Source organism: Chordicoccus furentiruminis, from assembly GCF_019355395.1.
GTDB classification, from domain to species: Bacteria; Bacillota; Clostridia; order Lachnospirales; family Lachnospiraceae; genus Chordicoccus; species Chordicoccus furentiruminis.
The window spans coordinates 2,835,304-2,861,377 of sequence record NZ_CP048829.1; the positions used below are offsets into that span (position 1 = coordinate 2,835,304).

The 26,074-nt window shown below is 52.7% G+C and carries 22 protein-coding genes; all 22 read left to right on the plus strand.

Translation table 11 applies throughout. The features are described from left to right. Positions 1–324: 324 nt before the first annotated feature. The 22 genes from G4C92_RS12915 (at position 325) to G4C92_RS13020 (ending at position 25,914) form a co-directional block, all read left to right on the plus strand. Positions 325–1,245: an NAD(P)-dependent oxidoreductase gene (locus G4C92_RS12915; protein WP_274940241.1), complete on the plus strand. Its 921-nt coding sequence runs from the start codon at positions 325–327 to the stop codon at positions 1,243–1,245. 188 nt (positions 1,246–1,433) lie between these two features. Next, positions 1,434–2,414 carry a carbohydrate kinase family protein gene (locus G4C92_RS12920; protein WP_274940242.1) on the plus strand — a complete coding sequence of 327 codons (981 nt, stop codon included), beginning with the start codon at positions 1,434–1,436 and terminating at the stop codon, positions 2,412–2,414. Further along, positions 2,414–3,106, plus strand: coding sequence for a ribulose-phosphate 3-epimerase (locus G4C92_RS12925; protein WP_274940243.1), 693 nt, complete (start codon positions 2,414–2,416; stop codon positions 3,104–3,106). Before G4C92_RS12920 ends, G4C92_RS12925 begins: the two co-directional genes overlap by 1 nt. 10 nt (positions 3,107–3,116) lie before the next feature. Then, on the plus strand, positions 3,117–3,692 hold the full coding sequence (locus G4C92_RS12930) for a phosphoheptose isomerase family protein (protein WP_274940244.1): 576 nt from the start codon (positions 3,117–3,119) through the stop codon (positions 3,690–3,692). Between the two features lie 29 nt (positions 3,693–3,721). After that, positions 3,722–4,786, plus strand: coding sequence for an aldose 1-epimerase family protein (locus G4C92_RS12935; RefSeq protein WP_274940245.1), 1,065 nt, complete (start codon positions 3,722–3,724; stop codon positions 4,784–4,786). A 35-nt stretch (positions 4,787–4,821) separates the two neighbouring features. Continuing rightward, on the plus strand, positions 4,822–5,538 hold the full coding sequence (locus tag G4C92_RS12940) for a D-lyxose/D-mannose family sugar isomerase (RefSeq protein WP_274940246.1): 717 nt from the start codon (positions 4,822–4,824) through the stop codon (positions 5,536–5,538). Positions 5,539–5,832: 294 nt separating this feature from the next. Continuing rightward, positions 5,833–6,867, plus strand: a complete 1,035-nt coding sequence (locus G4C92_RS12945) for an ROK family protein (RefSeq protein WP_274942015.1) — start codon at positions 5,833–5,835, stop codon at positions 6,865–6,867. 105 nt (positions 6,868–6,972) lie between these two features. Next, positions 6,973–7,803: a DeoR/GlpR family DNA-binding transcription regulator gene (locus G4C92_RS12950; RefSeq protein WP_274940247.1), complete on the plus strand. Its 831-nt coding sequence runs from the start codon at positions 6,973–6,975 to the stop codon at positions 7,801–7,803. Next, the gene (locus G4C92_RS12955; RefSeq protein WP_274940248.1) at positions 7,800–9,002 is read left to right on the plus strand and encodes a diphosphate--fructose-6-phosphate 1-phosphotransferase; all 1,203 of its coding nucleotides are present in this window, start codon (positions 7,800–7,802) and stop codon (positions 9,000–9,002) included. Before G4C92_RS12950 ends, G4C92_RS12955 begins: the two co-directional genes overlap by 4 nt. A 1-nt stretch (position 9,003) precedes the next feature. Continuing rightward, on the plus strand, positions 9,004–9,981 hold the full coding sequence (locus G4C92_RS12960; RefSeq protein ID WP_274940249.1) for a ketose-bisphosphate aldolase: 978 nt from the start codon (positions 9,004–9,006) through the stop codon (positions 9,979–9,981). Next, positions 9,978–10,880 (plus strand): allose kinase, encoded by a 903-nt coding sequence (gene alsK, locus G4C92_RS12965; protein ID WP_274940250.1) that lies wholly within the window; start codon positions 9,978–9,980, stop codon positions 10,878–10,880. Before G4C92_RS12960 ends, alsK begins: the two co-directional genes overlap by 4 nt. 337 nt (positions 10,881–11,217) lie before the next feature. Further along, positions 11,218–12,375 carry an ROK family protein gene (locus G4C92_RS12970; protein ID WP_274940251.1) on the plus strand — a complete coding sequence of 386 codons (1,158 nt, stop codon included), beginning with the start codon at positions 11,218–11,220 and terminating at the stop codon, positions 12,373–12,375. A gap of 166 nt (positions 12,376–12,541) precedes the next feature. Continuing rightward, complete coding sequence (locus G4C92_RS12975; protein ID WP_274940252.1) at positions 12,542–13,702, plus strand: sugar ABC transporter substrate-binding protein; 1,161 nt, start codon at positions 12,542–12,544, stop codon at positions 13,700–13,702. Positions 13,703–13,883: 181 nt separating this feature from the next. Continuing rightward, positions 13,884–14,909: an ABC transporter permease gene (locus G4C92_RS12980; RefSeq protein ID WP_274940253.1), complete on the plus strand. Its 1,026-nt coding sequence runs from the start codon at positions 13,884–13,886 to the stop codon at positions 14,907–14,909. A gap of 15 nt (positions 14,910–14,924) precedes the next feature. Beyond that, on the plus strand, positions 14,925–16,445 hold the full coding sequence (locus G4C92_RS12985) for a sugar ABC transporter ATP-binding protein (protein WP_274940254.1): 1,521 nt from the start codon (positions 14,925–14,927) through the stop codon (positions 16,443–16,445). Between the two features lie 13 nt (positions 16,446–16,458). Further along, positions 16,459–17,424 carry an ABC transporter permease gene (locus tag G4C92_RS12990; RefSeq protein WP_274940255.1) on the plus strand — a complete coding sequence of 322 codons (966 nt, stop codon included), beginning with the start codon at positions 16,459–16,461 and terminating at the stop codon, positions 17,422–17,424. A gap of 108 nt (positions 17,425–17,532) precedes the next feature. Continuing rightward, positions 17,533–17,922, plus strand: a complete 390-nt coding sequence (locus G4C92_RS12995) for a VOC family protein (protein ID WP_274940256.1) — start codon at positions 17,533–17,535, stop codon at positions 17,920–17,922. A 14-nt stretch (positions 17,923–17,936) separates the two neighbouring features. Continuing rightward, positions 17,937–19,424, plus strand: coding sequence for a xylulokinase (gene xylB, locus G4C92_RS13000; protein ID WP_274940257.1), 1,488 nt, complete (start codon positions 17,937–17,939; stop codon positions 19,422–19,424). Positions 19,425–19,616: 192 nt separating this feature from the next. After that, complete coding sequence (locus G4C92_RS13005; RefSeq protein WP_274940258.1) at positions 19,617–21,182, plus strand: class I adenylate-forming enzyme family protein; 1,566 nt, start codon at positions 19,617–19,619, stop codon at positions 21,180–21,182. A 20-nt stretch (positions 21,183–21,202) separates the two neighbouring features. Continuing rightward, on the plus strand, positions 21,203–22,678 hold the full coding sequence (locus G4C92_RS13010; protein ID WP_274940259.1) for a hypothetical protein: 1,476 nt from the start codon (positions 21,203–21,205) through the stop codon (positions 22,676–22,678). A 17-nt stretch (positions 22,679–22,695) separates the two neighbouring features. Further along, complete coding sequence (locus G4C92_RS13015; protein ID WP_274940260.1) at positions 22,696–24,306, plus strand: MBOAT family O-acyltransferase; 1,611 nt, start codon at positions 22,696–22,698, stop codon at positions 24,304–24,306. Between the two features lie 69 nt (positions 24,307–24,375). Next, entirely contained in the window at positions 24,376–25,914 is a 1,539-nt protein-coding gene (locus G4C92_RS13020; protein WP_274940261.1) for a fibronectin type III domain-containing protein, read from the plus strand. The last annotated feature ends 160 nt before the right edge of the window (positions 25,915–26,074 follow it).

Below are 26,074 nucleotides of genomic sequence, written 5' to 3' on the forward strand. Positions count from 1 at the left end.
ATAAAACCTTCAGCGATTATTATGCACATAACGTAATTTATCGCAATCGCATTGGAATTTCAAGTGCGGGACCCTATATCGGATGACGGTGGAAGTACGGCGTGTACATTGGAAGAGAGGGGGTGATGACAGAAGAGCAGAAAGCAGTGGCAAGGCGGTTTCTGCCTGAAATCAGAACAGCTTTGATTTGTATTCGCAGATTTCTGACAAGTTACCCGAAAGATAACAAAAACACAAGCATTTCTGACTCCTGTATGGTACAATGTTTGCAGAGAAAAACATTTCGCAGGCCAGACAAAATGTCATATTAAGGAGGAAACGAACATGAGGATACTGGCGACGGATGGTCTTGCAAAACCAGCGGTGGAGAGGCTGACCGCTGGCGGACATGAAGTGGTGGAAGAACACTTTGAGCAGAGTGAGGTAGGAAACGCGATCCGGGATTTCGACGTGGTAGTTGTGCGTTCCGCGACCAAAGTGAAGGAGGCGGAAATCGACGCGGCCAAAGGGAGCCGGCTGAAGCTGATCGTCCGCGCAGGCGTCGGTCTGGACAACATCAGCGTGGATTACGCGCGGGCGGCCGGAATCGAAGTCCGCAACACGCCGAAGGCGCCCTCCAACGCAGTGGCGGAGCTGGCGCTCGGCTTCCTCCTTTCCTGCGCACGGGGTATCGCGCCGGCGACGCATGATCTCAGGGAACAGAAATGGGACAAGAAGGGATACAGCAAAGGAATTGAGCTGGAAGGGAAGATCTGCGGCATCATCGGCTACGGACGGATCGGTCAGTGTCTCGGAAGAAAGGTTCAGGCGCTCGGCATGCATGTCCTGTCCGTTGTTCATTGCCATAAGCCGGCGGACTGCGAGAGTGAGACGATGCAGTTTGTCTCGATGCAGGAACTGCTGGAGCGTTCCGACTTCATAGTTCTGTGCGCGCCTCCGGCTGAGAAGCCGATTCTTGACGCAGACGCTTTTGCCGATATGAAGGACGGCGTCTCCGTGATCAATGTCTCGCGTGCGAAGAATCTGGACGAAAACGCTCTTTACGACGCGCTGAATTCGGGCAAGGTGAGGGCGGCCGGCATTGATGTCTGGATGACGGAAAAGGCGGCGAACTGGTATCTCGCCGGTCACCCGCATGTCACGGCAACTCCCCACATCGGTTCCGGAACTGCGGAGGCACAGCGCAGAATCGGGGAGGAGGTCGTTGAGATCATTGAGGAGAAGAGCAGAGAACTGAACGGGTGAGGCATTTGAGGGCTGACTGTTTCATAAATACGGGAATTGCCAGATGACGGGGCGTGCTGATGAAGCGTGCCTCGTTTTGATATGATTATGAAGATGTAACAAGTAGGACAGAAAGATTTTATCTATTATAGCAGATTGATTTTGCGCATTTGCGTGAGTATACTCCGATTTGTAAGGTGAACTTATAAATGCCGATGGATGATGATGAGAAGAGGCAGGATATGGTTGATATCTATTGCATTGGCGAAATGGTTATCGATATGATTCCGGGAAGTGAGCCGGGAAGCTATTTAAGGAAGGCGGGCGGCGCACCGGCGAATGTGGCAATTACAGCGGCGAAGAACGGACTGAAAGCCAGAATGGCCTGTAAGGTGGGAAACGATGAATTCGGACGTTTTCTGATGGAAACATTGCGGCAGAATGGTGTCGGCCAGGCTGTGCCGGCTCTGTGTGATGAAGCGGTCACGACGCTTGCGTTTGTTACGCTCAGAGAGGACGGTGAACGGGTATTCACCTTTGCGAGGAAGCCGGGTGCCGATATGATGCTCTCCGAAGACGAAGTAAAGGAGTCAGACATCGATGAGGCAGCAATCATCCATGCAGGGTCATGCTCCCTGTCTGCTCATCCGGAACGGGAAGCCACAGAGAAGGCGCTCCGGATGGCACATGAGAAAGGGAAACTGGTTTCTTTCGATGTCAATTACCGGAATCTGATGTGGGAAGATGATCTGACCGCATGCACGGAGGCTGTGATGGGCGTTCTGCCCTGTGTGGATATGCTGAAAATTTCCGAAGAGGAAGCAGGAATGCTCGGAGGTGAAGCATCGTTTCAGCAGCTTATGGAGAAGAACGGACTCACCATGCTTGTTGAAACGCTGGGGAGTCAGGGGGCGAAAGCCTTTTTCGGAAACCAGACGATTGAAGTGCCGGGTCAGAGAGTGAAAGCGGTGGATGCGACAGGAGCCGGAGATGCCTTCTGGGGGGCATTTCTTTCCTATCTTCGTTTCCATCAGGTGACAAAGACGGCAGACATTTCAGCTGATCTGATTCGTGACGGCATGAATTACGGAAATGTATCAGGCTGTCTCTGCGTGCAGAGCAAGGGGGCGATTTCATCGATCCCGACCCGTCAGCAGATTGAAGCATACCTTGCAGGGAGGAAAGAATAATGTCGGTCTGGGAAGAAAGTTGTATCTTTTCCCCGTCTCTGATTTGTCTTGATATGTGCAATCTTGAAAGTCAGATGCGGGTTCTGGAACAATCAGGAATCGGGATGCTGCATGTGGATATTCTGGACGGCCATTTCAGCCCGAGCATGCCTCTTGGACTGGATACCGTGCGTCAGCTGAGGAAGAGAACGAATCTGTTCTTTGACTGTCACCTGATGACGGATCCTCAGGAATTTTTTATCGATGAACTTCTTGATATCGGTGTGCAGCAGATTGTGTTTCAGGCAGAGACTCAGCCGCATCTTGACGGAGCGATCAATAAGATCCATGCCCGCGGCGTAAAAGCCGGCGTTGCCCTGAAACCGGCCACACCGCTTTCTGAACTGGAGTACGTTCTTGAGAAGTGCGATACGGTTCTTCTCATGCTGATCAATCCGGGATACGCATCCGTAAAGGGAGAGTCACAGGTACCTTACGCAGACAGAAAGATCGCTGAATTGAGGAAGATGATTGACAGACAGGTGCTGCCGACAAAGATTGAAATTGACGGACGTGTCTCTATGGACAATATCAGAAGGTACGGGAAACACGATGTGGATATTTTTGTGACGGGCAGTACATGTCTGAAAAGAGACGCGCTGGCGGAGAGCCTTGGGCAGCTTGGCGAGCTCCGGAAGACCGTTCTGGAGTAAGGAGGAGAGTATGGCATTTAAGGAGGATTATCAACAGACATGCCGCGCAGTGCTGGATGAACTGGAGAAGGCGTTGAGCAGTATTGATCCCGATTCGGTACAGCGTCTGACGGCAGACATTCTTCGGGCAGATCAGGTCTTCTTCGTCGGGGTCGGCCGTGTGATGCTGTCTCTGCAGAGTGTCTGCAAGCGGATGGCTCATCTGGGAATCAATGCGCACTGCGTTGGTGAGATTACAGAACCATGTTTTACGGATAAGGATCTTCTTATCGTTGCATCCGGATCCGGCGGATCGCTTTTCCCGCTTGGTATTGCGGAGAAAGCAAGAGCGGTGGCGCCGCATTGTACGATTGTTCATGTCGGATCCAATCCGAACAGCAGGATGAAGGAATACGCGGATTATATGGTCAGAATCCCGGTGCGGACAAAGCAGTATCTGGAGGATGAAATTGATTCCTGTCAGATCATGACTTCTCTTTTCGAACAGAGTGTGCTGCTGCTGGGTGACATCATCGCAAAAATGATCGTGGAACGGGAGCATGTGGATATGAAATCACTCTGGAAATATCATGCGAATCTGGAATGATTTTCTGTACTCTGCAGCTGAGGCGGATTATGAAGAAACAGGAAGAACTGATGAAATATGTGGGAAGCATGCAGCAGGTTGCGTATGTGCGCCCACTGATTTACACAGAAGGAAGAAGTACGCAGCTGCGGGCTTATGATGTGAAAAACGGGCCGATGCAGTTTCAGGTTATGTGTGACAAGGCATTGGATGTGAGTCAGCTGAGCTATGGCGGCGTCAACATCAATTTCCTGTCAAAACCGGGACTTCAGGGCAGAAACCAGTATGATACAAATGGAGATGAGGCTGTCCGCAGCATTATGGGAGGCCTGTTTTTTACTTCCGGCGTTGAGAACATCTGCGCTCCATGCAGAATCCACGGCGTTGACTATCCGATGCACGGAAGGATGCGTACGACACCGGCTGAACATGTTGGAGCGGATGCGTGCTGGAAGAATGGGGATTATGAACTGAGTGTATCCGGAGAGATGCGGGAAGCGGCTCTTTTCGGCGAAAACATGGTTCTGCGCCGTCGCATTTCCACTATTTACGGGACAAAAACGCTGACAGTCTCAGATGAGTTCGTGAATGAGGGGTTCCGCGAGGAACCGCTGATGCTTCTTTATCATATCAATCTGGGATACCCGTTCCTGGACGAACATACTCGGCTGTACATTCATACAAAAAAAGTGACACCGCGGGACGAACAGGCCGCCGGACATGAAGAAAGATATGATCGTATGGATGCGCCGAGGGACAATGAACCTGAGTACGTCTTCATCCATGACATTATGGATCAGGAAGGCGGGCGGAACGAAGTGCTCGCGGTCAATGAACCGCTGGGCCTTGGACTCAGACTTTCCTACAGCATGAAGAATCTGCCGTATTTCATGGAATGGAAATCAGTTGCGTCCGGCGACTATGTGATCGGGCTTGAACCGGCCAATTCCAGTGTATATGGACGGCCATGGCATGAAGAGAGACAAAGTGTGCACCTGCTGCCTCCTTTCGCCACAGAACGGAATGAACTGACATTTACGGTACTGGACGGAGAGAATGAGATCAAAGAAGCAGTCAGCCGCTTTGAGGCGGCCGGCCAGGATCAGCCGGGATGATCCGATATGTTACAGAGAAGAGAGAGGATGAAAGGATGAAACGTTCGGAAATCAATGCTACGATCAGAAAATTCGAGGCTTTGCTTGAGGAGTGCAGATTCTGTCTTCCGCCTTATCTCAGCTTTACGCCGGATGAATGGAAGACGAAGAACCATGAGTACGATGAAATCAGGGATAATGAGCTGGGCTGGGATGTGACTGATTATGGAGAGGGTCACTTCGATAAGCTCGGACTTGCGCTGATTACGATTCGAAATGGAAATATTCATAATCCGGAATATCCGAAGCCGTATGCCGAGAAAATCATGATGTGCGACAGCGGGCAGGTTTCTCCGATGCATTATCATGTGAATAAGATGGAAGATATTATCTGCCGCGGCGGAAACGACATTGTGTTCACTTTCTATAATGCGGATCAAAGCCGCGTGCATCGTCAGGAAGATGGACGGGATGTTTTTGAGAAGGATCTTGAGAACGATGTTCTGATCTATCGTGACGGCCGACGGTACAAGGTCAGAGCCGGTGAACCGGTTCGTATCCATAAGGGAGAGTCGATTACACTGGTTCCGTATCAGTATCATGAGTTTATCATTCCTGCCGGAGGTCCGTCACTGATTGGAGAAGTGTCCAAGGTGAATGATGACCATACGGACAATTTCTTCCATGAGCCGTTGGGCAGATTCCCTCATATTGAGGAGGATGAGCCTGCGTATCGGCTGCTTTGCACGGAGTATCCGAAGGCAAAGGACTGAATTCCGCGGATTTTCATGCATCCGGTACGGGAAGACTGCTGCAGAAACGCTGTCTGTGCGCAGGCACCGGCGAACAGAATGTTCGGGGTGCCCGCAGAGCGCTTCTGAAGCAGTCTGTCATTTTTTGACTAGGGAGAGGATATGGATGCAAGAAGCAGGAAAAGAGAAGAGGTCAGAAGGGAGAACCGCGGACTGATTCTGAGACTTGTCGCGACCGGACACTGCCATTCACGGCCGGAAATCGCAGAATGCACCGGTCTGAGCCGAATGTCCGTCACCTCGATTGTTTCGGAAATGCTGGAAGCAGGATATTTAACAGAGAATCATGAGCAGATCCCACAGAAGGAGAGGGGAAGAAATGCCGTTAGTCTGAGCATCAGCCATCGCGCACCGAAGCTGGCGGGGGTTCTGATTTCCCGAAACCGGATAGAAGGAATCTGCTGTGACCTTTCACTGCATGTTCTGGCGCGGCGCGCATCCATATTAGGGCCATCTACTACACGGGAAAGTCTGATCCGGAAGATTTTTGAGATTCTGGATGATATTCTAGTGCCAGGCTGCTCTGTTGCGGCGATCGGAGTGTCCTCTGTAGGACCTGTCAGCAGCACAAGCGGAATGATTCTGAAACCCTTCTATTTTTTTAATATCCATGATGTCCCGATTGTCCGGCTTCTTCAGGACCGATATCATATACCGGTTTTTCTTGACCATGACAACCAGAATGCAGTGCTGGCCGAGTACATGTACGGGAAGTGGCGTGATACGGAGGACCTTCTCTTTCTCGGAGTCGGCGACGGGATCGGGAGCGGTATTATTTCATGCGGAAAACGTTATGAAAACACCCGCGGCCTGCCGCCTGAAATCGGTCATGTCAGCATCGATATGAATGGCCGCCTTTGCCCATGCGGAAACAGAGGCTGTCTGGAGACTTATATCAGATCAGAGACGGTGCTGAATGAACTGCGCAGTACAACGGGTCTGCCGCTGTCTTACCGGCAGTTTGCGGAATTGCAGGATCATCCGGAAGTGGATCGCGTGTTTCACGCCGTAATGAAGAGACTGGCGGCCGGAACGATCAACGTGCTGAACATTGTGCACTGCCAGACGGTGATACTGGGAAATGACGCTTCGTTCTGGAAGGAACAGTATGTACGGGAACTGGAACAGTATGTCAACCGTTATCAGTTTATCAGAGAACGCAATGAGATCAGGATCGTAAAGGCAAGCTTCGGGAGAGATGATGCGCTGCTCGGCGCTGCAGCTAATGCCGCCGAAATAATTTTCAGAGGAAACATTCTGTTTGACAAGGCACATGACGAAAATGATTGATAATGATTATATTGATAAATTCAATCATTATATTGACCGTATGAACAGAAAATAGTATCATGCAATCATAAAGGGTCATGACAGTGCATTGTCAGAGGAGTGCGCATGAAGGCGGAGAGACAGAAAAAAATACTGGACTATCTGGACAAAAACGGTGCAGTAACCACTCAGGAGCTGATCGATATGACCGGTTCTTCTCCCGCGACTGTGCGCAGAGATCTCCATGATCTGAGCGAACAGGATATGATTCTGAAAACGCGCGGAGGGGCCCAGTCCCTGGAAAGAGGAAATGTGAATGGAAGCACGCCGGTATCTTCGGGGTACAGGCCACGCAATGATATCCATTTTCTCTCGAAGAAAATGATTGCGTCGAAAGCAGCGGAATTTATCGGGTCAGGCAACCATGTTTTCATCGGGGCGGGCATGACCGGCAATCTTCTTTGCCGGTGCCTGAAGAAATCTGCGCTTGCTGATGTGACAGTCGTCACCTCGAATGTAACCGCGACACTTGAACTGGCAGGAGATGAACGCTTTTCCATTGTTCTGCTGGGCGGAACGATTCATGCAGGAAAGAATCATATTGAGACACTGGATGATATCACCATGGAATCCCTGTCCCGCTTTTATTTTGATAAGGCTTTTTTTACCGTGGACGGAGCGGACCCGGCCAATGGTTATACGATCAGCAACCGCTTTGAGATGGCACTGTACAGATACGTTCTGCATCATTGCGAGCAGTCGTTTCTGATGCTCGGTTCGGAGAAACTGAACCGGAGCAGATTCACGCGTATGGGCGGACTGGATGAGATCAAAAATGTGATTACGGATCAGGTGCTGCCTGAAGAGTATATGAACCGGTACAGACAATGCGGCGTCCGGGTTCTGCTGGCGGAAAGAAACGGGCATTTGGGTAAGGAGGAGTGCGTGAGGAAATGAACAATGTTCTGTACATTCAGTCCGGAGGGCCTACTTCTGTGATCAATTGCAGTGCGCGCGGCGTCATCGGGCAATGCCGTGAGCATTCGGGTGAGATCGGTAAGATCTATGCTGCTCTGCATGGAATCGACGGGGTGATCAGAAACGAACTATACGATTGCTCTATGCTGAATGAACAGCAGCTGAAGGATCTGGCGCTTACTCCTTCAATGGCTTTCGGATCCTGCAGATATATGGTCAGAGAGAAAACGGAGGATGACTACAGAAGCATTCTTTGCACCCTGCGGGCTCATCAGATTTCCATGATTCTGTTGAACGGCGGAAATGGAAGCGCGTCGGCGGCCCTGAAGCTGATGCGGCATTTGAAACAGATGGGGTTCGCCGGATCCGTCCTGCTGATTCCAAAGACGGTGGATAATGATATTGCTGGGATTGATCATTCGCCGGGATTCCCATCCGCTGCGCGCCATGTGGTGACAGCGGTATCAGAGCTGGCGCATGATATGTATACGTATGATACGGATCTGATCATGGCCGTTGAGGTGATGGGAAGAAATACGGGATACCTTGCGGCAGCAGCGATGGCGGCCTGTCAGACTGGCTGGGGGCCTGATCTGATCTATGTGCCTGAGCGTACCTTTTCTCCTGAGATGTTTGTGAGGGATGTGGCAGGAACGCTGGAGAAAAAGGGAAAATGTCTTGCGGTATTGTCCGAGGGCGTAAAAACGGAGGACGGCAAATATCTGTTTGAAGACACCACGGTCAACAAAGCGGCGGACCCTTCCCGCAATATGGGAGGAATCACCCCTTATCTGAGCACACTTCTGCGAAAACATTTTACCTGCAAGATCCGCTGCATTGATCTCGGACTGATGCAGCGATGCGATGCTCATAATGCTTCCCCGCTGGATCGGAAAGAAGCGGAGAAACTTGGGAGATATGCGGTGGATGCGGCGCTGCGCGGGCTGGACGGCCAGATGGTGACGATCCGGCGGCTCTCGGATAAACCGTATACCAGCCGTATGGAATGCATTCCTCTGGAAGCCGTGGCGGATGTGGAGCGCACGATGGACCGGAGATTTCTGATGAAGGACAGACCTTTCATCAGAGATGGATACCTGGACTACATTCTTCCTCTGATCGGCAGGCTGCCGGCGTATGCTGATCTGAAAATACAAAGAACCGGCGAAAGGGGCTGACATGAGATACGACTATCATGAGTTGGGACTGGTTAATACAGCGCAGATGTTTGAAAATGCATACCGATATGGTTACGCCGTTCCGGCGCTGAATTTTGTGTCCATTGAGCAGCTGAATGCGATCGTGGATGCGGTTATTGAAAAAAAATCACCGGTAATTCTGCTTGTTTCTCCGAATCTTCACCGACAGATCGGCCATGAGATGACGGCCAGACTGGCACAAGTGGCGACAGACCGAATCAGGTCCGCCGGCCTCTCCATTCCGGCAGCCCTGCACCTTGATCATGGAATGACATTCGAGCAGGTGGAGATGGCGGTGGAAGGCGGTTTCTCATCGGTTATGATCGACGGAAGCAAGCTGCCGTTTGAGGAGAACATCGCTCTGACCAGAAAAGTTGCTGAGTATGCTCATGCCCGGAAGGTGACGGTGGAGGCAGAACTTGGCATATTGAAGGGCAAGGAAGAACAGGGAACGGAGGGTACCTGTGAAAGCATGTATACGGACCCGGAAATGGCTGTCGATTTTATAGAGCGCTCTGGCTGCGACAGTCTGGCGATTTCCATCGGTACCTGCCACGGTCTCGTCAAGATGAAGCCGAATCCGGACGGGACACTGCCGGAGCTGAGGTTTGATATTCTGTCCCGTATTCAGGAACGTAAACCTGGTTTCCCGATCGTACTGCATGGCTGCTCCAACATTCCGAAAGAGTATGTCGACATGATCAACCGGCATGGAGGCCATATCGAGAGAACGGTTGGGATACCGGATGAGCAGGTCCGGAAGGCAGCGAAGATGGCTGTCTGCAAGGTGAATATCGCGACGGATGGCTGGATCTGCGCGCTGGCCAATACGAGACGCATTCTGGACGAAAATCCTGACGCTATCGACAGCCGGGTTTTCTCATTGAAAATCCGTCCGATCCTGAAAGAGCTGTATGAACACAAAATTGACATTATGGGGAGTGCCGGGCGCGCATGAGAGAAAGAGATGGCAATATTCTGTGCGTTGAGATCGGAGGAACGAATCTTCGATGGGGCGTGACAGATCCGAACAATCACCTGCTCGCCTTTGAAAAAATTTCTTCTGCGGATTTTTCGGAGGCAGGGGATAAAGGAGCGTATCTGCAGCAGCTTCTGAAACCGGCCAGAGAGCGGTATGGAGGTATATGCCTGTCCCTCTCTCTGGCCTCTCTGATGGATCGTGACAGAACGATCTGCTACAATTCTCCAAACCTGAAAGGGATGGATCATCTTCCGCTGAAGACCATGCTTGAAGAACGGTTCCGTCTGCCTGTTGTGATGGAACGGGATGTGAATACTTCACTTCTGTACGAACTCAGAAAGCAAAGGCTGAACGCGGAGGGGATCGTTATCGGGATCTTCATCGGAACCGGACTGGGCAATGCCATGAGCATTGACGGAAAAATATATCGGGGATATACAGGTTCCTCCTGTGAGCTTGGCCACATCCCTCTGTATGGCCTGAACGAGACGTGCGGATGCGGAAAGAAGGGGTGCCTTGAACTGAAGGGAAGCGGCAGGACTCTGGCAACTCTGGCGGAGGAGAAATATCATTGTGCGGTGGAAGATATTTTTACTCTTCACGGTGAAGAGGCGGAGGTGCGCGAGGTCGTACGAATCTGTGCGGCCGCTGCGGCGACGGAGATCACGATTCTTGATCCCGTCTGTGTGATTCTGGGCGGCGGCGTAACGAAAATGAGAGCTTTTCCGGAGGAATATTTCAGGAAATGTGTGAAGGAAAACCTTAGAATTCCGAACCCCAGAGAATCGCTCCGAATCATTCCAGCCAGCGATGATCCGGAAGCCGGTGTTGTGGGAGCAGCGCTGAACGCGGAAGCCATACTGGCTTTGCGGTAAAAGGAAGCCGACGGCCTGCAGCAGAGGACTGCGGTCCGGTTTCTGCGAGAAAACAAGACAGAGAAGCCCATATGCCTGTCAGGGTGTATGGGCTTTTTGACGTGCGAATATAACGGCTGACATATCCGGAAACATTGGTTATGATTGAAAATGATCGATCCTGTTGACCAGCGGAGGCTTTGAATTTATAATTAATTAAATGAATTTAGCAATTAAAAGAATGAAAAAACCGATTCCCGGGCTAAGTGTTCTGCTCTGGGTATATCAAAGCAGGATGATTTTGGTGAATGTGATGAAATATACAGAATCAGGACTGAATCAGGAAAACATTCAGAATATGAACCGTACACTGCTGCTGAATCTTCTCCGGCGGAAAGGGACCTGTGCGAGAGTGGATCTCGCAAAGCAATCCGGCCTTCGACAAGCCACTGTTACGTATATCATCAATGACTTTATGAAATGGGGCCTGGTTCATGAGACCGGCCTTATGACCGGACAGAAGGGCCGGCGTTCTATCGCGATCGGGCTGGACAGCGAACAGTATGCTGTCGCAGGAATCCGGATTGCGAGAAAAAACTATTCGATCGGGCTTTTCAATCTGTATGGAAAGTCCATCGAGGTGAAGCGCCGGAATCTGGAGAAAGGCATAAAGGCGCGTGAAGTGCTTGATGAAATCATGGATGAGATGGAGAAGATGATCGATTCCCGTTCCTCTTTCCGAGTACTTGCGCTGGGAGCCGCCATCCCCGGGCCTTACAGTTTCCGGGAAGGCCGGATCGAACTGATGTCCGGTGTGGAAGGGTGGAATGAGATTCCGCTGGAAGAGGAACTGAAGAAGCGGTTTCGCGTGCCGGTGGTGCTGGAACAGGATGCCAATGCGGCGGCGATGGCGCAGTACTGGTATGATGACGATGCGAACGGCCCCGATGTGCTGATGTATGTGGCTGTGGGACAGGGAGTCGGCTCCGGAATAGTGAACGCTGGGGAGCTTTTTCGCGGGAACATCGGCTCTGCGGGGGAAATCGGACATATGACCATTGACTGCCACGGGCCGAGGTGCGTATGCGGAAATTATGGCTGTCTGGAAAATTATTGTTCCTCGATCGCCTTCACCAGAAGGGTGAATGAGGAGTACAGCCCGGAAAAAGAATATACCTTTGAGGACGCCAGACGGCTGGTAAGGGGGAAAGACCGAAAGGCGGTACAGGTATTCCTTGAGTGCTGCGATTATCTGTCTGTCGGGATTGTGAATGCAATTAATATTTTCAACCCGCAGATCATTGTCATCGGAGATGAAATGGCGCATATAGAACCGGAGCTGATGCTGGAACGGATTATGATGAATGTCAGAGAGAGGGTGGTTCCTAACCTGATGAAGACAACAGAGATCCGGATGAATCAGGGGGAAAAGGATTCGATGATCCACGGGGCGGCTGTAGCGGCGATTCATTCTGTTTTTCATGATCCCGCACAGTTTTTTTCTATAGGCGCATGATGTATTTGTCGATTTTGACAAAAAACATCCGGATATTTGTCACTTGCTCCGAAAAATGTGAACATACAGAAAATTCATTGACATCATCAATTAAACGATTTAATCTATTTGCAGCTTCTGAAACGGAATGCTCGAAGGAAGAGCAAAAATCAAAGGAGGAGAGAAAATGAAAAAACTGATTGCAGCAGCGCTGGCGGCAGCTATGGTTGTCGGTTCATGCGCCGGAACGCTCCCTGTACTTGCGGATTCAGCGGTGGAATCTGCGGCGGAAAAAACATCCGATCGTGGTACGGCTGCTGATGCCGGTCTGATTCCTGACGGAATCAATCCGTCGGATTATCATCTCGGTATCTGCATCCATTCCATGGACAATGAGTACTGGGCGCAGGAAGCAGAAGGTGCAAAGCTGGCAGCCGAGTACTATGGCCTCAACTGTGACATCCTTACCTGTGACAGCGATGACAACAAGCAGCTCCAGGGGATCAAGGATTATATTGCGCAGTACGGTGACAAGGCCTGTTTCGTGGTCGATCCGTCTTCGACAGCTAATACAGTCAATATTGCAGAGACCTGTGAGGACGCCGGTGTGTTTGTGACAATTCTTGCACACAGAGCGGATGGGCTCTATCCGAAGGATTATCCGCATTTTGTGGTTTCTCTTATGCTTGATGATATGGCGATCGGCAAGGCGACTGCGAAAGCACTGTTTGATTCTATCGGCGGTGAAGGTGAGGTCTGTGAGCTTCAGGGACTTCTGGGCGACGATTCCGCAACGAACCGTCATGCCGCGTTCCAGGCAGCGCTCAAGGATTATCCGAACATCAAAGTGGTGGACAGTCAGACAGCAAGCTGGAGCCAGTCGGATGCAATGACGCTGGCAGAGAACTGGATCGTCAATTATCCGGATCTTAAGGGTATTTACTCTGCTAATGATACGATGGCGCTTGGCGCGGTTGAAGCTCTTAAAAATGCAGGAAAGAACGGCACGGTCAAGGTCAGCGGATGCGACGGCATCGAGGCGGCACTGAACGCGGTCAAGGATGGCGATATGGTCATCACGAACGCGAACGACGGATATTGCATCGCTGGCTATGGCGCTTCTTATGCGATTCAGGCGGCTCTGGGCATCCTTGATCCGACGACGATTCCGGACAACGAGCGGCTGATCTTCTGCAAGACGACGCTGGTTACAGCGGACAATGCGGATGACATCATCAATAAGTTCATCAAGACGGGCGATCCGGGATATGATTATTCTGATCTCAGCTACTGCATCAGCGCTTATCAGGAAGATACAACCTCAGATGTTGAGTCTGCAGCTTCATAAGCGGAACATCCAGATCACATCCAGAATGTCTTGTGTTCCAGGATAACGGGAAGGGAATGCATGGGAGTGCATTCCCTTTTATTTCTTTCATGAGAAGAGAACAGGGCTCCGGATGAAAGCGCGGGCGGGCGTGCAGAGAGCCGGTTCTGACAGAAACGAGTCTGAGTGGTGAGGGTGACATATGAAGAAAAAATGGCGCGAGCAGCTGACTACGATGTCAGTAGGACAGCAGTTTATCGCAAAGTCAGAGGAAAATGCCAGGATGGACAAGATCAGGCGGTATGCGCCTCTGATCCTGCTGATCATTATGACGGTGATAGGCGCTGTCTCGCAGAAAAATTTTTTTACATGGGCGAATATTGTGAATATCATGTATCAGATGTCCATCCCGCTGGTTATTTCAGTCGGGCTCAGCTTTGTCCTGCTCCTGGGCAGTATTGATCTGTCGATCGAGGGCAATATGGGATTTGCGGGATCACTGGCGGCTTATCTGGTGATCAATAATTCCAATTCGAATGATTTCGGGATCTGGGGCATTCTCTTTGTTGTTCTGATCGGCGCGGGGGTCGGTACGATTACGGGATTCCTGCATACAAAGGCAAGGATTGCCAGTTTTATCGTTTCCTATGCCATCGGCTGCATTATGACGGGAGCTGCCGTTCTGATCTACCGGGGGACGCCGATTCAGGTGAAAGATCCGATGTTTAACGCGATCTCGCAGGGGAAACTGATCGGGATTCCCTATCTTACCCTTATTTCCTTTGCCGTGTTTATTATCGGCGCCATCATTATGAATTATACGGCGTTCGGGAGAGCCGTTTATGCCATCGGTGATAATGAGACGGCGGCTGCCTCGACTGGCATTAATATTACGAAAACCAAGATCAAGGTATTTGCGCTGAGCGGCTGCACCGCTGCGATTGCCGGTGTTTTGCTCTGCATGAGGTTGAAACTCGGCCAGTCCAGTATAGGGACCAACCAGATGTTCCCGGTGGTTACAGCGATTGTCCTGGGCGGAGGATCAGTAAGCGGGGGCAAGGGAGGTTCACTGGAATCCTTTGTCGGTGTACTGATCTACACGGAGCTGGCGAACTGGCTGACGCTGATGGGAGTGGATACAAATCTCAAGAAGGTAATCCAGGGCGTCATCATTATCATTGCCGTCGCCGCAACGGTCGAGCACAGCAGAAAAACGGTGGCAAGATAAGCGCGGAGGGAGCATATGAACGAAGTTCTGTTTGAAACGAAAGGCGTGGGAAAGATTTACGGCACCAACACGGTGCTTCACGATATCGATATGCAGATTCACAGCGGGGAAGTGATCGGGCTGATCGGGGAAAACGGCGCGGGAAAGTCAACGCTGATGAAACTGATAAGCGGTGTTGAGAAGCCGTCCATGGGAGAGATGTTCTACATGGGGAAACCTTATTCCGCTTCTTCCATCATTCAGGCAAACCATCAGGGTGTCGGAATGGTCTTTCAGGAGCAGTCGCTGGTTGCCAATCTGACCATTGCGCAGAATATCTATCTTGGCCGTGAAAAAAAGTATTCAAAGGGAGGCATCGTCAGCTGGTCGAAGATGAACCGGGATGCGAAGGAAGCGCTGAAACGGGTCGATCTTAATGTCGATCCTGCCAGAAAAGTCAGGGACATCAATATGGCGACCCGGGAAATGGTGGAGATTGCCAAGGTTCTTGATGCGGTGACGGAGGTGGCAGACGGCCACGCGATCATTCTGCTCGATGAGCCGACAACTGTTCTGTCCGACGATGAAATCAAGGAGATGTATGTTCAGATCAGAAAGATGAAGGAAGCCGGAAATGGCATCGTGTTCATCTCCCATCATCTGGATGAGATTCTGGCTATCACGGATACCATCTATGTATTCAAGGACGGAGCGGAAACGGCCACGCTGCCGACGAAAGGCGCAGACCTGAATCTTCTTTATGAAAAAATGGTCGGACGCAACACTACAGGAGAATTTTATGTCGAGGACAGGCAGACAAAACCGGGTGAGAAGATTCTGCTCGAGGTGCAGGATCTGAGCCTGTTCGGCGCTTTTCAGCATATATCTTTCCAGCTGCATGAAGGGGAGGTCCTTTCTCTCGCCGGTCTGGACGGTTCCGGAATTGAGGATGTCTGTGCCTGTCTGGTCGGTCAGGTGGCCCCGACGGCCGGGAAAATATTCGTGGAAGGAAAGGAAAGGAAATTTTCCAATTCCTGTCAGGCCAGAAAAGCCGGGATCCTCTCAGTGCCAAAAGAGCGTCGGGATGAAGGAATCATCGGTATCATGTCAATTGAGGACAACATCACCATTTCCAGCTATGATCATCTCAAGAAGCACGGGTTCCTTTCGGGAAGGGAAATCAGACGAACGGCAAACCGCTGGATCAAGGAAGCGGACATAAAATGCACCGGGCCTACCGAGCGAATTGCGCAGCTCTCCGGCGGCAATGCGCAGAAGGCGATCATTGCCAGAGCCATTGAAAGCAACTGCAAGATCCTGATTCTGAATCATCCGACGCGGGGAGTCGATGTCGGTGCGAAGCAGGAGATTTACCGCCTTGTCCGGGATATGACCGGGCAGGGACATGCCATCATTGTACTGGGAGATACCCTTGACGAGTGCCTGGGGCTGGCCAGCCGGGTCATCGTTCTTCGAGACGGCGAAATCAGTGGGTCTTTTGATTGCCCTGTATTTGAGAAGCCTTCGCAGCAGGAAGTCGTTCAGTTCATGATGTGAGGAGGACTGGAAAATGGCAGCAAAAAGAGCAAAGGGAAAGACCTTGTCTGATTTTTCACAGTACATGGTCATCCTGAGTGTGATTCTGGTTTTTCTGATCTTTACGGTTTTGAACCATAATTTTGTCAGCGCTTACAGTCTGCAGAACATCATGATCGAGGTGTCACCGCTGATTCTGCTGGCATGCGGCCTGTCTTTTATCATTTTCACAGGAGGAATTGACCTCGGATCCGGCTCCATGGTATCGGCCACCTGCGTGATATCGGGGCTCTATGTGAGCCGATTCGGGAATTGGATTATTCCGATCATGCTTCTGATCGGCATGATCCTCGGACTCCTCAATGGCGTTATCGTCACCAAGCTGAAAATTCCGTCATTTATTGTAACACTGTGCACGCAGAACTTCTGGGACTATATCGCGCTGACGCTTTGCCCGAACGGTTCTGTCGCGATTGATCTGTCTTTCAGGAAGCAGATCAGCTGGATGACGGAGAAGGTGGCGGGGATTCCGGTGATCTTTCTGATCGCGATTGCATCAGTGATCGTGCTGTACGTGTTTCAGCAGTACACATCTTCGGGACGCGCGATCTTCGCGGTCGGAGCCAATATCCGTTCTGCGAGACTGGCCGGAGTGGATACGGATCTCGCGCAGATCATGGCTTTCGTGGTCAGCGGCGCCTGCAGCTCTCTGGCCGGAGCCCTGTACGCATATAAACAGAAATCCGCCGTCCCCACGATCGGAAGCTCCCTGACACTGTCCGCGATCGCCGCGATCGCACTGGGAGGAACATCGATGGCAGGAGGACGGGGCAGCGTACTCCGGACAGCTCTAGGCGTAGTTACCATCACCGCGATTACCTCCGGCTTGAACATGATGGGAGTTGACCCGCTGTGGAAGGATATCATCATCGGTCTTATCCTGATCGGAGCGGTGTATCTCAATTCCGACACGAAGGGAAGGGATATCATCGTAAAATAAGGACCGATTCTTCTGTGATCCGGACGGCATACCGCTGGCTGGCATGATGCCCACGGCCGATGCTGCGGATGATTTCAGACGGCTGTATTCGACGGGAAGGAGATTATGATGAGAATCACAGGACTGAATCACATTACAATCAATGTCACGGATCTGGAAGCTTCTCTGCGTTTTTACACTGATGTGCTGGAGTTGCAAGAACTGAATGAGATCGATATGGGAGACCATACACTGACTTATTTTGAACTGCCCCAGCATGTCAGATTGGAACTGTTGAATTTCTGTGAAAAAGGACCGGTCATCAGACACAGAGAAAATGCAGTCGGAATCTATCGGCATTTCTGCCTTGAAACGGATGATTTAGAGGAACTGGCTGAACGGTGCAGAAACAGCCATGTCATCATCAGCAAGGAACCTTCTTATGTTGAGAAGCTCGGATGCAGTACCATGCTGCTGATTGATCCGAACGGAGTGGAGATCGAAGCGATACAGAGGTGATCAGGAGGGCTGTCATGAAATATGTGATGGGAATCGATCTGGGAACTTCCAGCACAAAAGCGCTCCTGACAGATCTGGCCGGTCATGAGGCTGGCGTCGGACACGGGAGTTATCCGATTCGGATCCCGCAGGCGTCCTGGGCGGAACAGGATCCTGAATGCTGGATGAAAGCTGTGAAACAGGCCGTCGCAGGTGCATTGAGGGACGCCGGACTGAAGGGCGAGGATGTTCTTGGCATCGGTTTTTCAGGTCAGATGCATGGTGTGGTCGCGCTGGATAAGGAGAAAAATCTTCTGGGTCCGGCTGTGATCCATCTTGATCAGCGGGCGGCGGAGGATCTTCCGGATCTTCGTGAAGCGGCCGGCAATCTGATGAAGGAACAGCTTCTGAATCAGCCGAGTGCGGGCATGATGATCAGTACGCTTTACTGGATGAAGCGTCACCGTCCGGAAATATATGACAGGATCCGATATGTTCTTTCACCGAAGGACTATATCCGGTTCCGTCTTTCCGGAGAACTGGGAACCGATGTGACGGATGCCGGTGCGACGCTGGCCTTCTCTGTCCGGGAACGCAGGTGGTGTACCGAGCTGTTTACAAGACTGGGTCTGTACTCCGACATATGGATGCCTGTCCATGAGAGCTTTGAACCGGCTGGAAGTGTGACGCGTCAGGCTGCCGCGGAAACGGGTCTGGCGGAAGGGACGCCGGTTGTCTACGGCGCCGGCGACAGTATGGCGGCGTTGACCGGCAACGGCGTGGTGGAAAAAGGCACGATGGCCTGCAATATCGGAACCGCCTCGCAGCTTGCGGCTGTCGAGGACAGGCCTGTATTTGACCGCAGCATGCGAATTCAGACCTGGTGCCACACGGTGCCGGGACATTGGGTCGTCCAGAGCGGAGCACTGAACGGAGGCAGTACATTAAGCTGGCTGCGAGACAGCGTGCTTCGGGACACGAAACCGTTCAGCGAGCTGGACCGGGAGGCGGGAGAGATCCCTGCCGGCGCGGAAGGCCTTCTTTTTATTCCTTATCTGGCGGGAGAACGGACACCCTATAACGACCCGTACGCGCGAGGCGTATTTTTCGGACTTGGCATGCATCATGAGCAGGGACATCTGATCCGGGCGGTGATGGAGGGGGTACTGTATAATCTGAAAGAATGCCTGAAAATTTACAGCGAGATGCATGTAAGCTGTCAGAAGCTGATCGCTTCCGGCGGTGCGGCTAGGAGCGTGACATGGAAGCAGATTCAGGCGGATATGCTTGATCAGCCGGTTTATTCGACGGAGGTAAGGGAAGAGGCCTGTCAGGGCGCCGCCGTTCTGGCTGCCGTAGGAAACGGAGTCTATCGGGATATCCGGGAAGCCTGCGGCGCGATGGTGCGGATGAGCGATCGGGTTGTGGAGCCAATTCCCGGCAATGTACGGCTGTACGACGAGAAGCTGCAGCTGTTTCACGATCTGTACGCACAGCTTCGTGACATGTACCGAAGAATCTGAAAGCCTGCTGAGGTCATGTTTCCGGCAGGTATCCTGATTGATGACGCAAACAGTCTGACTGCGGCCCTCCGCAGCGGCCTTGACGGATCGCTGCGGAGGGCCGCTTTTTTGCTTTCCCGCCTCTGTTCTTGAAATATTACAAACATATTGATATATTTTTAAGAGATGTAACAATGAACTGAGGGGGGAAATATGTCTGGAAGATTACTTGACAGAATCCGGGAGTTTTCGCAGAGTCGGCCCTCCCGGGCAGCCCTGTGTTTCAGAAAGGAACAGGTTACGTACGGCCAGCTGTGGGACAGGGTTTGCCGATCGGCCGGAAAGCTGTCCGAAGCCGGCGTCAGGCCGGGGGAATGTGCCGCGTACAGCGCACTGTCCCGCCCTTCTTCCGTGATCGTTTATCTCGCGATCCAGTACATCGGCGGCATTGCCGTTCATATAGATAAAAACGCGGCGCCTTCCCGGGCGCTTGCTGTCTGTGAGGAGGCGGGAGCGTCTGTCTTCCTGACGGATATGAAAATGAACGGGACGGCTGTTCCGGATCATGTGCATCTGCTCTCTCTGAAACAGCTGACAGCAGAAGGACACGGACCTGAAACAGAGCGGCCAGAGGAAGACGGCGAAACGGATCTGCCTGCGGCGGAAACAGGCGATGAGGATATCGCGGAGCTGATTTTTACGAGCGGGACAACGGGCCGCCCGAAGGGGGTGATGCTCAGCTGCCGGGCGGTGATGTCGATCACGGAGCATACCCGTACGGGAATCGGGATCCGGCCGGATGATGCGGTGCTGATTCCGCTGCCGCTGCATCATTCGTATGGCCTGCGCGTGCTGCGTGCTGTGCTGGCGGCAGGAGCGACCGCTGTCCTCCAGAACGGCTTCGCGTTCGCCGGGGATATCGAGAAGAATCTTGACCGGTGGAACTGCACCGGCTTTGCGGCGGTGCCAGCTTCGATGGAGCTTCTCCGGGAGCAGATGAAAGACCGGTTCTATGAGATCATGGGCCGGTTCCGCTATATTGAGATCGGGGCCGGAGCCCTCACGCAGGAGCAGCGGAAAAGACTTTCCGCCAGACTTCCGGAGACCGCTCTTTATAACACATGGGGGGCATCCGAGACCGGGGGTGCTGTCTTCACCGACGTTCATGAAGCGGTCCGAAAAGAGAATACCGTGACGACGATCGGGAAGCCTCTGCCGGATATTGAGGTGAGGATCGCGGATGAGCATGGAGCGATTCTTGCACATACGGATGAAGAACATCCCGGGCGGATGCAGCTGCGCGGCGCGATGCTGATGTCGGGCTACTGGAACCGGCCGGATCTGACGGCGGAGACGCTGCGGGACGGCTGGCTTATGACGGGTGATATGGTCTGGCGTGACGGGGACGGATTCCTTTACATGCTGGGCCGAGCGGACGATCTGATTAACGTGGGAGGCGAGAAAGTCTCGCCCGTTGAGATCGAGAACATCGCGAGCGAATATCCTTATCTCAGGGAGTGCGCCTGTATCGGGGTAAAGGAAGAGACAAAAGGACTGGGCCAGGTGCCTGTCCTGTATCTGGCTGTGCGGCGGGGGTATACGGAAGAAGGGCTGGTTTCGTTTCTTTCGGATCGTCTGGAGCGCCTGAAGATGCCCGCGGCGTACCGGGTAGTGGAGGCCATTCCGCGCAACCGGATGCAGAAGATTGACCGGAGAGCGATCCGGACGCTCTGGGAGTCGGAGCAGGCGGCCGGTGAGACGAAACCGGAACGGACATGAAAGAGCGGCGGGGAGAACGCGTGAAAAAGATATTCAGAGAGTGTCTGTCGGCGGTTGCATTTCTCATGATTCTTGCGATCCTGATCGGACAGCTGACAGAACTGTTCAGGAACAAGGGCGAGTGGCCGCTGCCGCAGGATTTTTACAGTTATCCGTCAAACAGCTTTGATGTGGTTTTTCTCGGTGCGTCAACCATTATGACGTCTGTCTATCCGATGCAGCTGTATCAGGATTACGGCATTGTCTCTTACAATCTGTCTTCGGCGGAGCAGAGCATCGGAGAGAGCTATTATCTCGCGAAGGATGTCATCAAAAGGCATCAGCCGAAGGTGCTGATGATTGACGCCGGAACGATTACTTATGGCACAACGGTGAGCAGGGCGGAGACGCTTCATCATATCACCGATAACATGCCGCTGACTTCCGCAGCACGTTGGGAGATGATCCTGCACCTAGATCCGACCGATTTTCTGCAGTATGTGTTTCCTTTGGATTTGTACCACACCAAATGGAAGTCACTGTCGGAGGATGACCTGAAGCCGGTGACCCGAGCCGCCGCGTTGGGCGCGAGGATTAATTCCATCCGCTCGTCTTCCTCGGCCGTTTCAAAATCGGATCCGATCGACGAAAGCTATACACTGCCGAAGTGGAGCCTCACTTATATAGATAAACTGATCCGTCTGTGCAACAAGACGGCGACGAAGCTGATTTTTGTCTCACTTCCCTATGTGTCTGCTGCCCAGAGCGTTTATGACAACCGGGTGAATGCGGCGGCAGCTCTGTCAAGATATCTGCGGCCCTACGGTGTGACGCATCTCAACTATATGGACCGGGCCGGTGATTTTGACATCGGTCCGTCCGATACCTGGGACAGGCATCACATGAACTACTGGGGCGCGACGAAGTTTACCGCTTTTATCGGGAAGTATCTGACAGAAGCGTGCGGCGTCAGTGACCGGCGAGGGGATCCGTCCTATTCGTTTATGGACAGAAAACTCGCGGCGTACGAGTCTTTCCGATGGCAGCGGCTTCTGGCGACAGCCAATGACACCAAGACATATCTGGATGTTCTGAGGGATGCCGCAAAGCAGGAAGGGTACCTGGTCGTTCTGGCGCTGAACGGAGAAATCGCAAAAACGGTGGACGCTTCTCTTGCCGCGCGGCTGAACGGGCTGGGCACGATGACGTTGCTTTCCGGTTACGGCGCGAACAGCTATCTGGCTGTACTGAACGGGAATAAGGTTGTCTGCGAATCGGATGTAAGGAGCAGAACTTCTGAGGAGACATACAAGGGAACGGTCGGGAAGCTGAAGGTTGAGGCTGCCAGCTCCGTCACATCGAATGACTCGAAGGCGGAGATCCGGATCAACGGCCGGGATTACGCGCTGAATAAGGCAGGCCTGAATGTGGTTGTATTCAACCCGTCAAGCGGGGAAATGGTGGACTCGTCGGTGATCAGCCTCAGCGACGGAAGCGATTCGTTATCTCATCAGTGAGGCAGGGTGAAGCACATATGATATTTGACTTTATGGAAGAGACGGGCATCACCCTTTCGTATCAGACTGCGGGGTTCATCGTATTTTTTGCGGTCGTGCTGGCGCTCTGCTGTCTGATGCGCGCCCAGGTGGTCCGGAAGCTGGTGCTTCTTCTGGCGAACGGCTTCTTCTACTACGCGATGGGAGGCTTCGGCGCGCTGGAACTGGTTCTGCTGACATCAGCGGCTGTCTACACAGGCTCGGCTCTGATGGGAATTGTCTATGTCCGATTTGAGCGTGCGTCCGCCGGACTTGATAAAAAAGAGAAAAGAAGGCGGCTGACACCGTACAAGAAAAGAGCAAGAGGAATTCTGTTCGCGACACTGGCGGTGATTCTGGCGATCTTCGTGTATGTGAAGGCGGGAGGTCTTCTGCATTTTTCCCCTGTAGACTCGCTGTCATCACTTACGCCGGGACATGTGCTTGCTCCGCTGGGCATTTCCTACTATACTTTTTCGTGTATAGGATATCTTGCCGATGTATACTGGCGCAAAGTCCCGTTTGAAAAGAACGGCTTCGATCTTTTAATTGCCATTCTGTATTTTCCGATCATTGTCGAAGGACCAATTTCAAACTACGGCCGTCTTCTCAGCCAGCTGAAGAAGCTGCCGGCCCCGAACTACCGTACGGTCTGCTTCGGACTGCAGCGTATGATCTGGGGCTTTTTCAAGAAGCTGGTCGTCGCGGACCGTCTGACCCAGTTCACAACGCCGGTTTTTGCGTCGGTCGGAGACTACGCGGGCGCGGAGATGGTGATCGCTGTATTGTTTAATGCACTGGCGATTTACGCTGATTTTTCCGGCTGCATGGACATTGTGATCGGCGCGTCGCAGGCTCTCGGCATCGAACTGGAAGAAAATTTCAGACAGCCGTTTTTCTCGAGAACGGCTGCGGAGTTCTGGCGCCGCTGGCATATCACGCTTGGCGCATGGTTCCGGGATTATGTCTATATGCCTCTGGCGATGGGACCGTATTTCCGGAAGCGGGCGGCGGAGGTCCGAAAGAAAAGAGGAACGGCCGCGGCTCAGCTGGCGCAGGGAGCCGTTCCGCTGCTGATCGTGTGGATCTGCACCGGCCTCTGGCATGGAACCGGAACGGACTATTTGGTCTGGGGCCTGTATTGGGGCAGCCTGATGATCGCGGGCATGGCGTTTCAGGGTACGGCGGACCGGATCAATCAGGCACTTCATGTGGATCCGGACTCTTTCAGCCACCGGCTGTTTCAGATGATTCGTACTTTCCTGATTTTCTGCGGCGGCCGGATGCTGACGGCGACCGGTGAACCGGGCGGCTTCTTTCTGATTCTGCATCAGGTGTTTTCGGAATCAAGGCTGAACGTCCTGTTCGACGGTTCGCTCTATTCTCATGGGCTCGAGCAGAAGGACTGGTATGTGGCGATTGTCGGCATCGTGGCGATGTGGGTTGTCGACATGCTTCATGAACGGAAGATCCGCATCCGGGAGGTCATCGCCTCTCAGCCGCTGATTCTTCGCTGGGCGGTCTATATCGGCTCGATTTTATTTGTTCTGGTGTACGGGATTTACGGCGCCTCCTACAGTGCGACCGCATTCGCGTACGGCGCGTTCTAAGAACAGCGTATATTTCGTCTTTTCAGCGAAAAAAGAATGAAAACCATGGCGGGGAAGGAGGAACATATGATGAGCGGTATGAAACGACGGGCAGTTCATGCTCTGGCAGCTCTGACTTTTGCCGTGCTGTGCGTTTTGGCGGTTGTGTTCCCATGCAGGGCCGCAAGCCGCCCGGTGCGGTATCTGATGGTGGGCGATTCCTACTCGGATCACGGTTCCTGCGGATCTGGCCCGCTCTGGCAGGAGTATGTTTCGGGCGGTCTGGGACTTTCGAATACCGTCTATGCCCAGAAGGGCGGATGCGGTTTCGCGAAGACGACCGGGCAGGGCGCATATCAGTTCCTGACCATTCTCAAGAAGGCGGCGGCTCAGACGGACTGCAGGTCGATTACGCATATTCTCGTCGGAGGCGGGATCGGCAACGATTATACATATAAGAGCGGTGGCGCGACGGAACAGGAGATCCGCTCCGCTATGAGGACGTTTGATGATTATGCCAACTCGGTCTTTCCCAATCTCACCTGTATTGAATATGCCGGCATCAACTGGGGGATTTCCGAGACACGGAAAGACTACTGTCGGAAACGGTGTTACATCTATTATGATGAGGCGAAGCGGCTCGGATGGCAGCCTCTGTACGGCTCAGAGAGCGGACTGCGTAAGACGGAATATGAAACATTCTTTTACTATAAGAATGATCGAATCCATCCGAGGGATCCCGGGGAACGCCTGATCGCCAATGCGATCATGCGGAGCATGGTCAAGTATGCGGGACGGACCGGTGTCAGAAAGGCGTCCTATCTGACGGTGCCGAAGCCGGCGATCTACTCTGTTTCCTACCAGCTCGGCGGCGGGAAGGTTTCCGGCAATCCGGCCTCCTACAGGCAGGGATTCGTAAAGGCGTGGACGCTGAAAAATCCTGCGCGCACGGGCTATACCTTCGTCGGCTGGACCGGCACGGGACTGTCCGGTGCGGTGAAGACTGTGACCGTGAAGCCGGGGCGGACAGGAAACCTTGCATACAAGGCGGCCTGGAAGAAGAATCCAGCACCGGTTTTGCCGGAACCGAAGACAGTGCTGCGGGCTTACATGAAACGGACGACATCAAACTCCGTCACCCTTTCGTGGAACCGCGTTTCCGGCGCCTATGCTTATGTGATCTACGGGTCGGACTGTCAGCATACGATGAAGAAGCTCGCGAAGGTCGGCAGCGGGGTGACGTCCTGGACCTGCCGGAAACTGAAGCGCGGCACATATTACAAATTCCGGGTGTATGCCGTGAATCGCCGGATCGAGCAGATGTATCATTCCGAAAAGCTGTTCATCACGACGAACGGAGGACGGTATACCAACTATTACGGAGTTATGCTGAACACAAAGCGCGTGACGATGAAGAAGGGGCGAACCTTTCGCGTGAAGGCGTCTGGCAAACCAGTCGGCGGAGGACGTGTGAAGGTGCATGCCGGCATCGTTTATCTCACGGACAACCCGAAGGTGGCGAAGGTGGGAAGCGGAGGCGTGATCACGGCGAAGGGAAAAGGAAGCTGCTATATCTATGCCATTTCTCAGAGCGGCTGCTGGAACCGGGTCAGGGTGACGGTATCATGAATTCCGCAGAAACGGAATATGCCTTTGCCGTACCTGCGGGACGCCTTCTTACCGTTCGGACTGGTACGGGCTGTACCCGAATGGAATGATGAGAGCGGAGGTGTCCGGACGCTGTCCGGGCTGCGCGACGGTCCTGTTTGGGGCGGAGAAAGGATCGGGA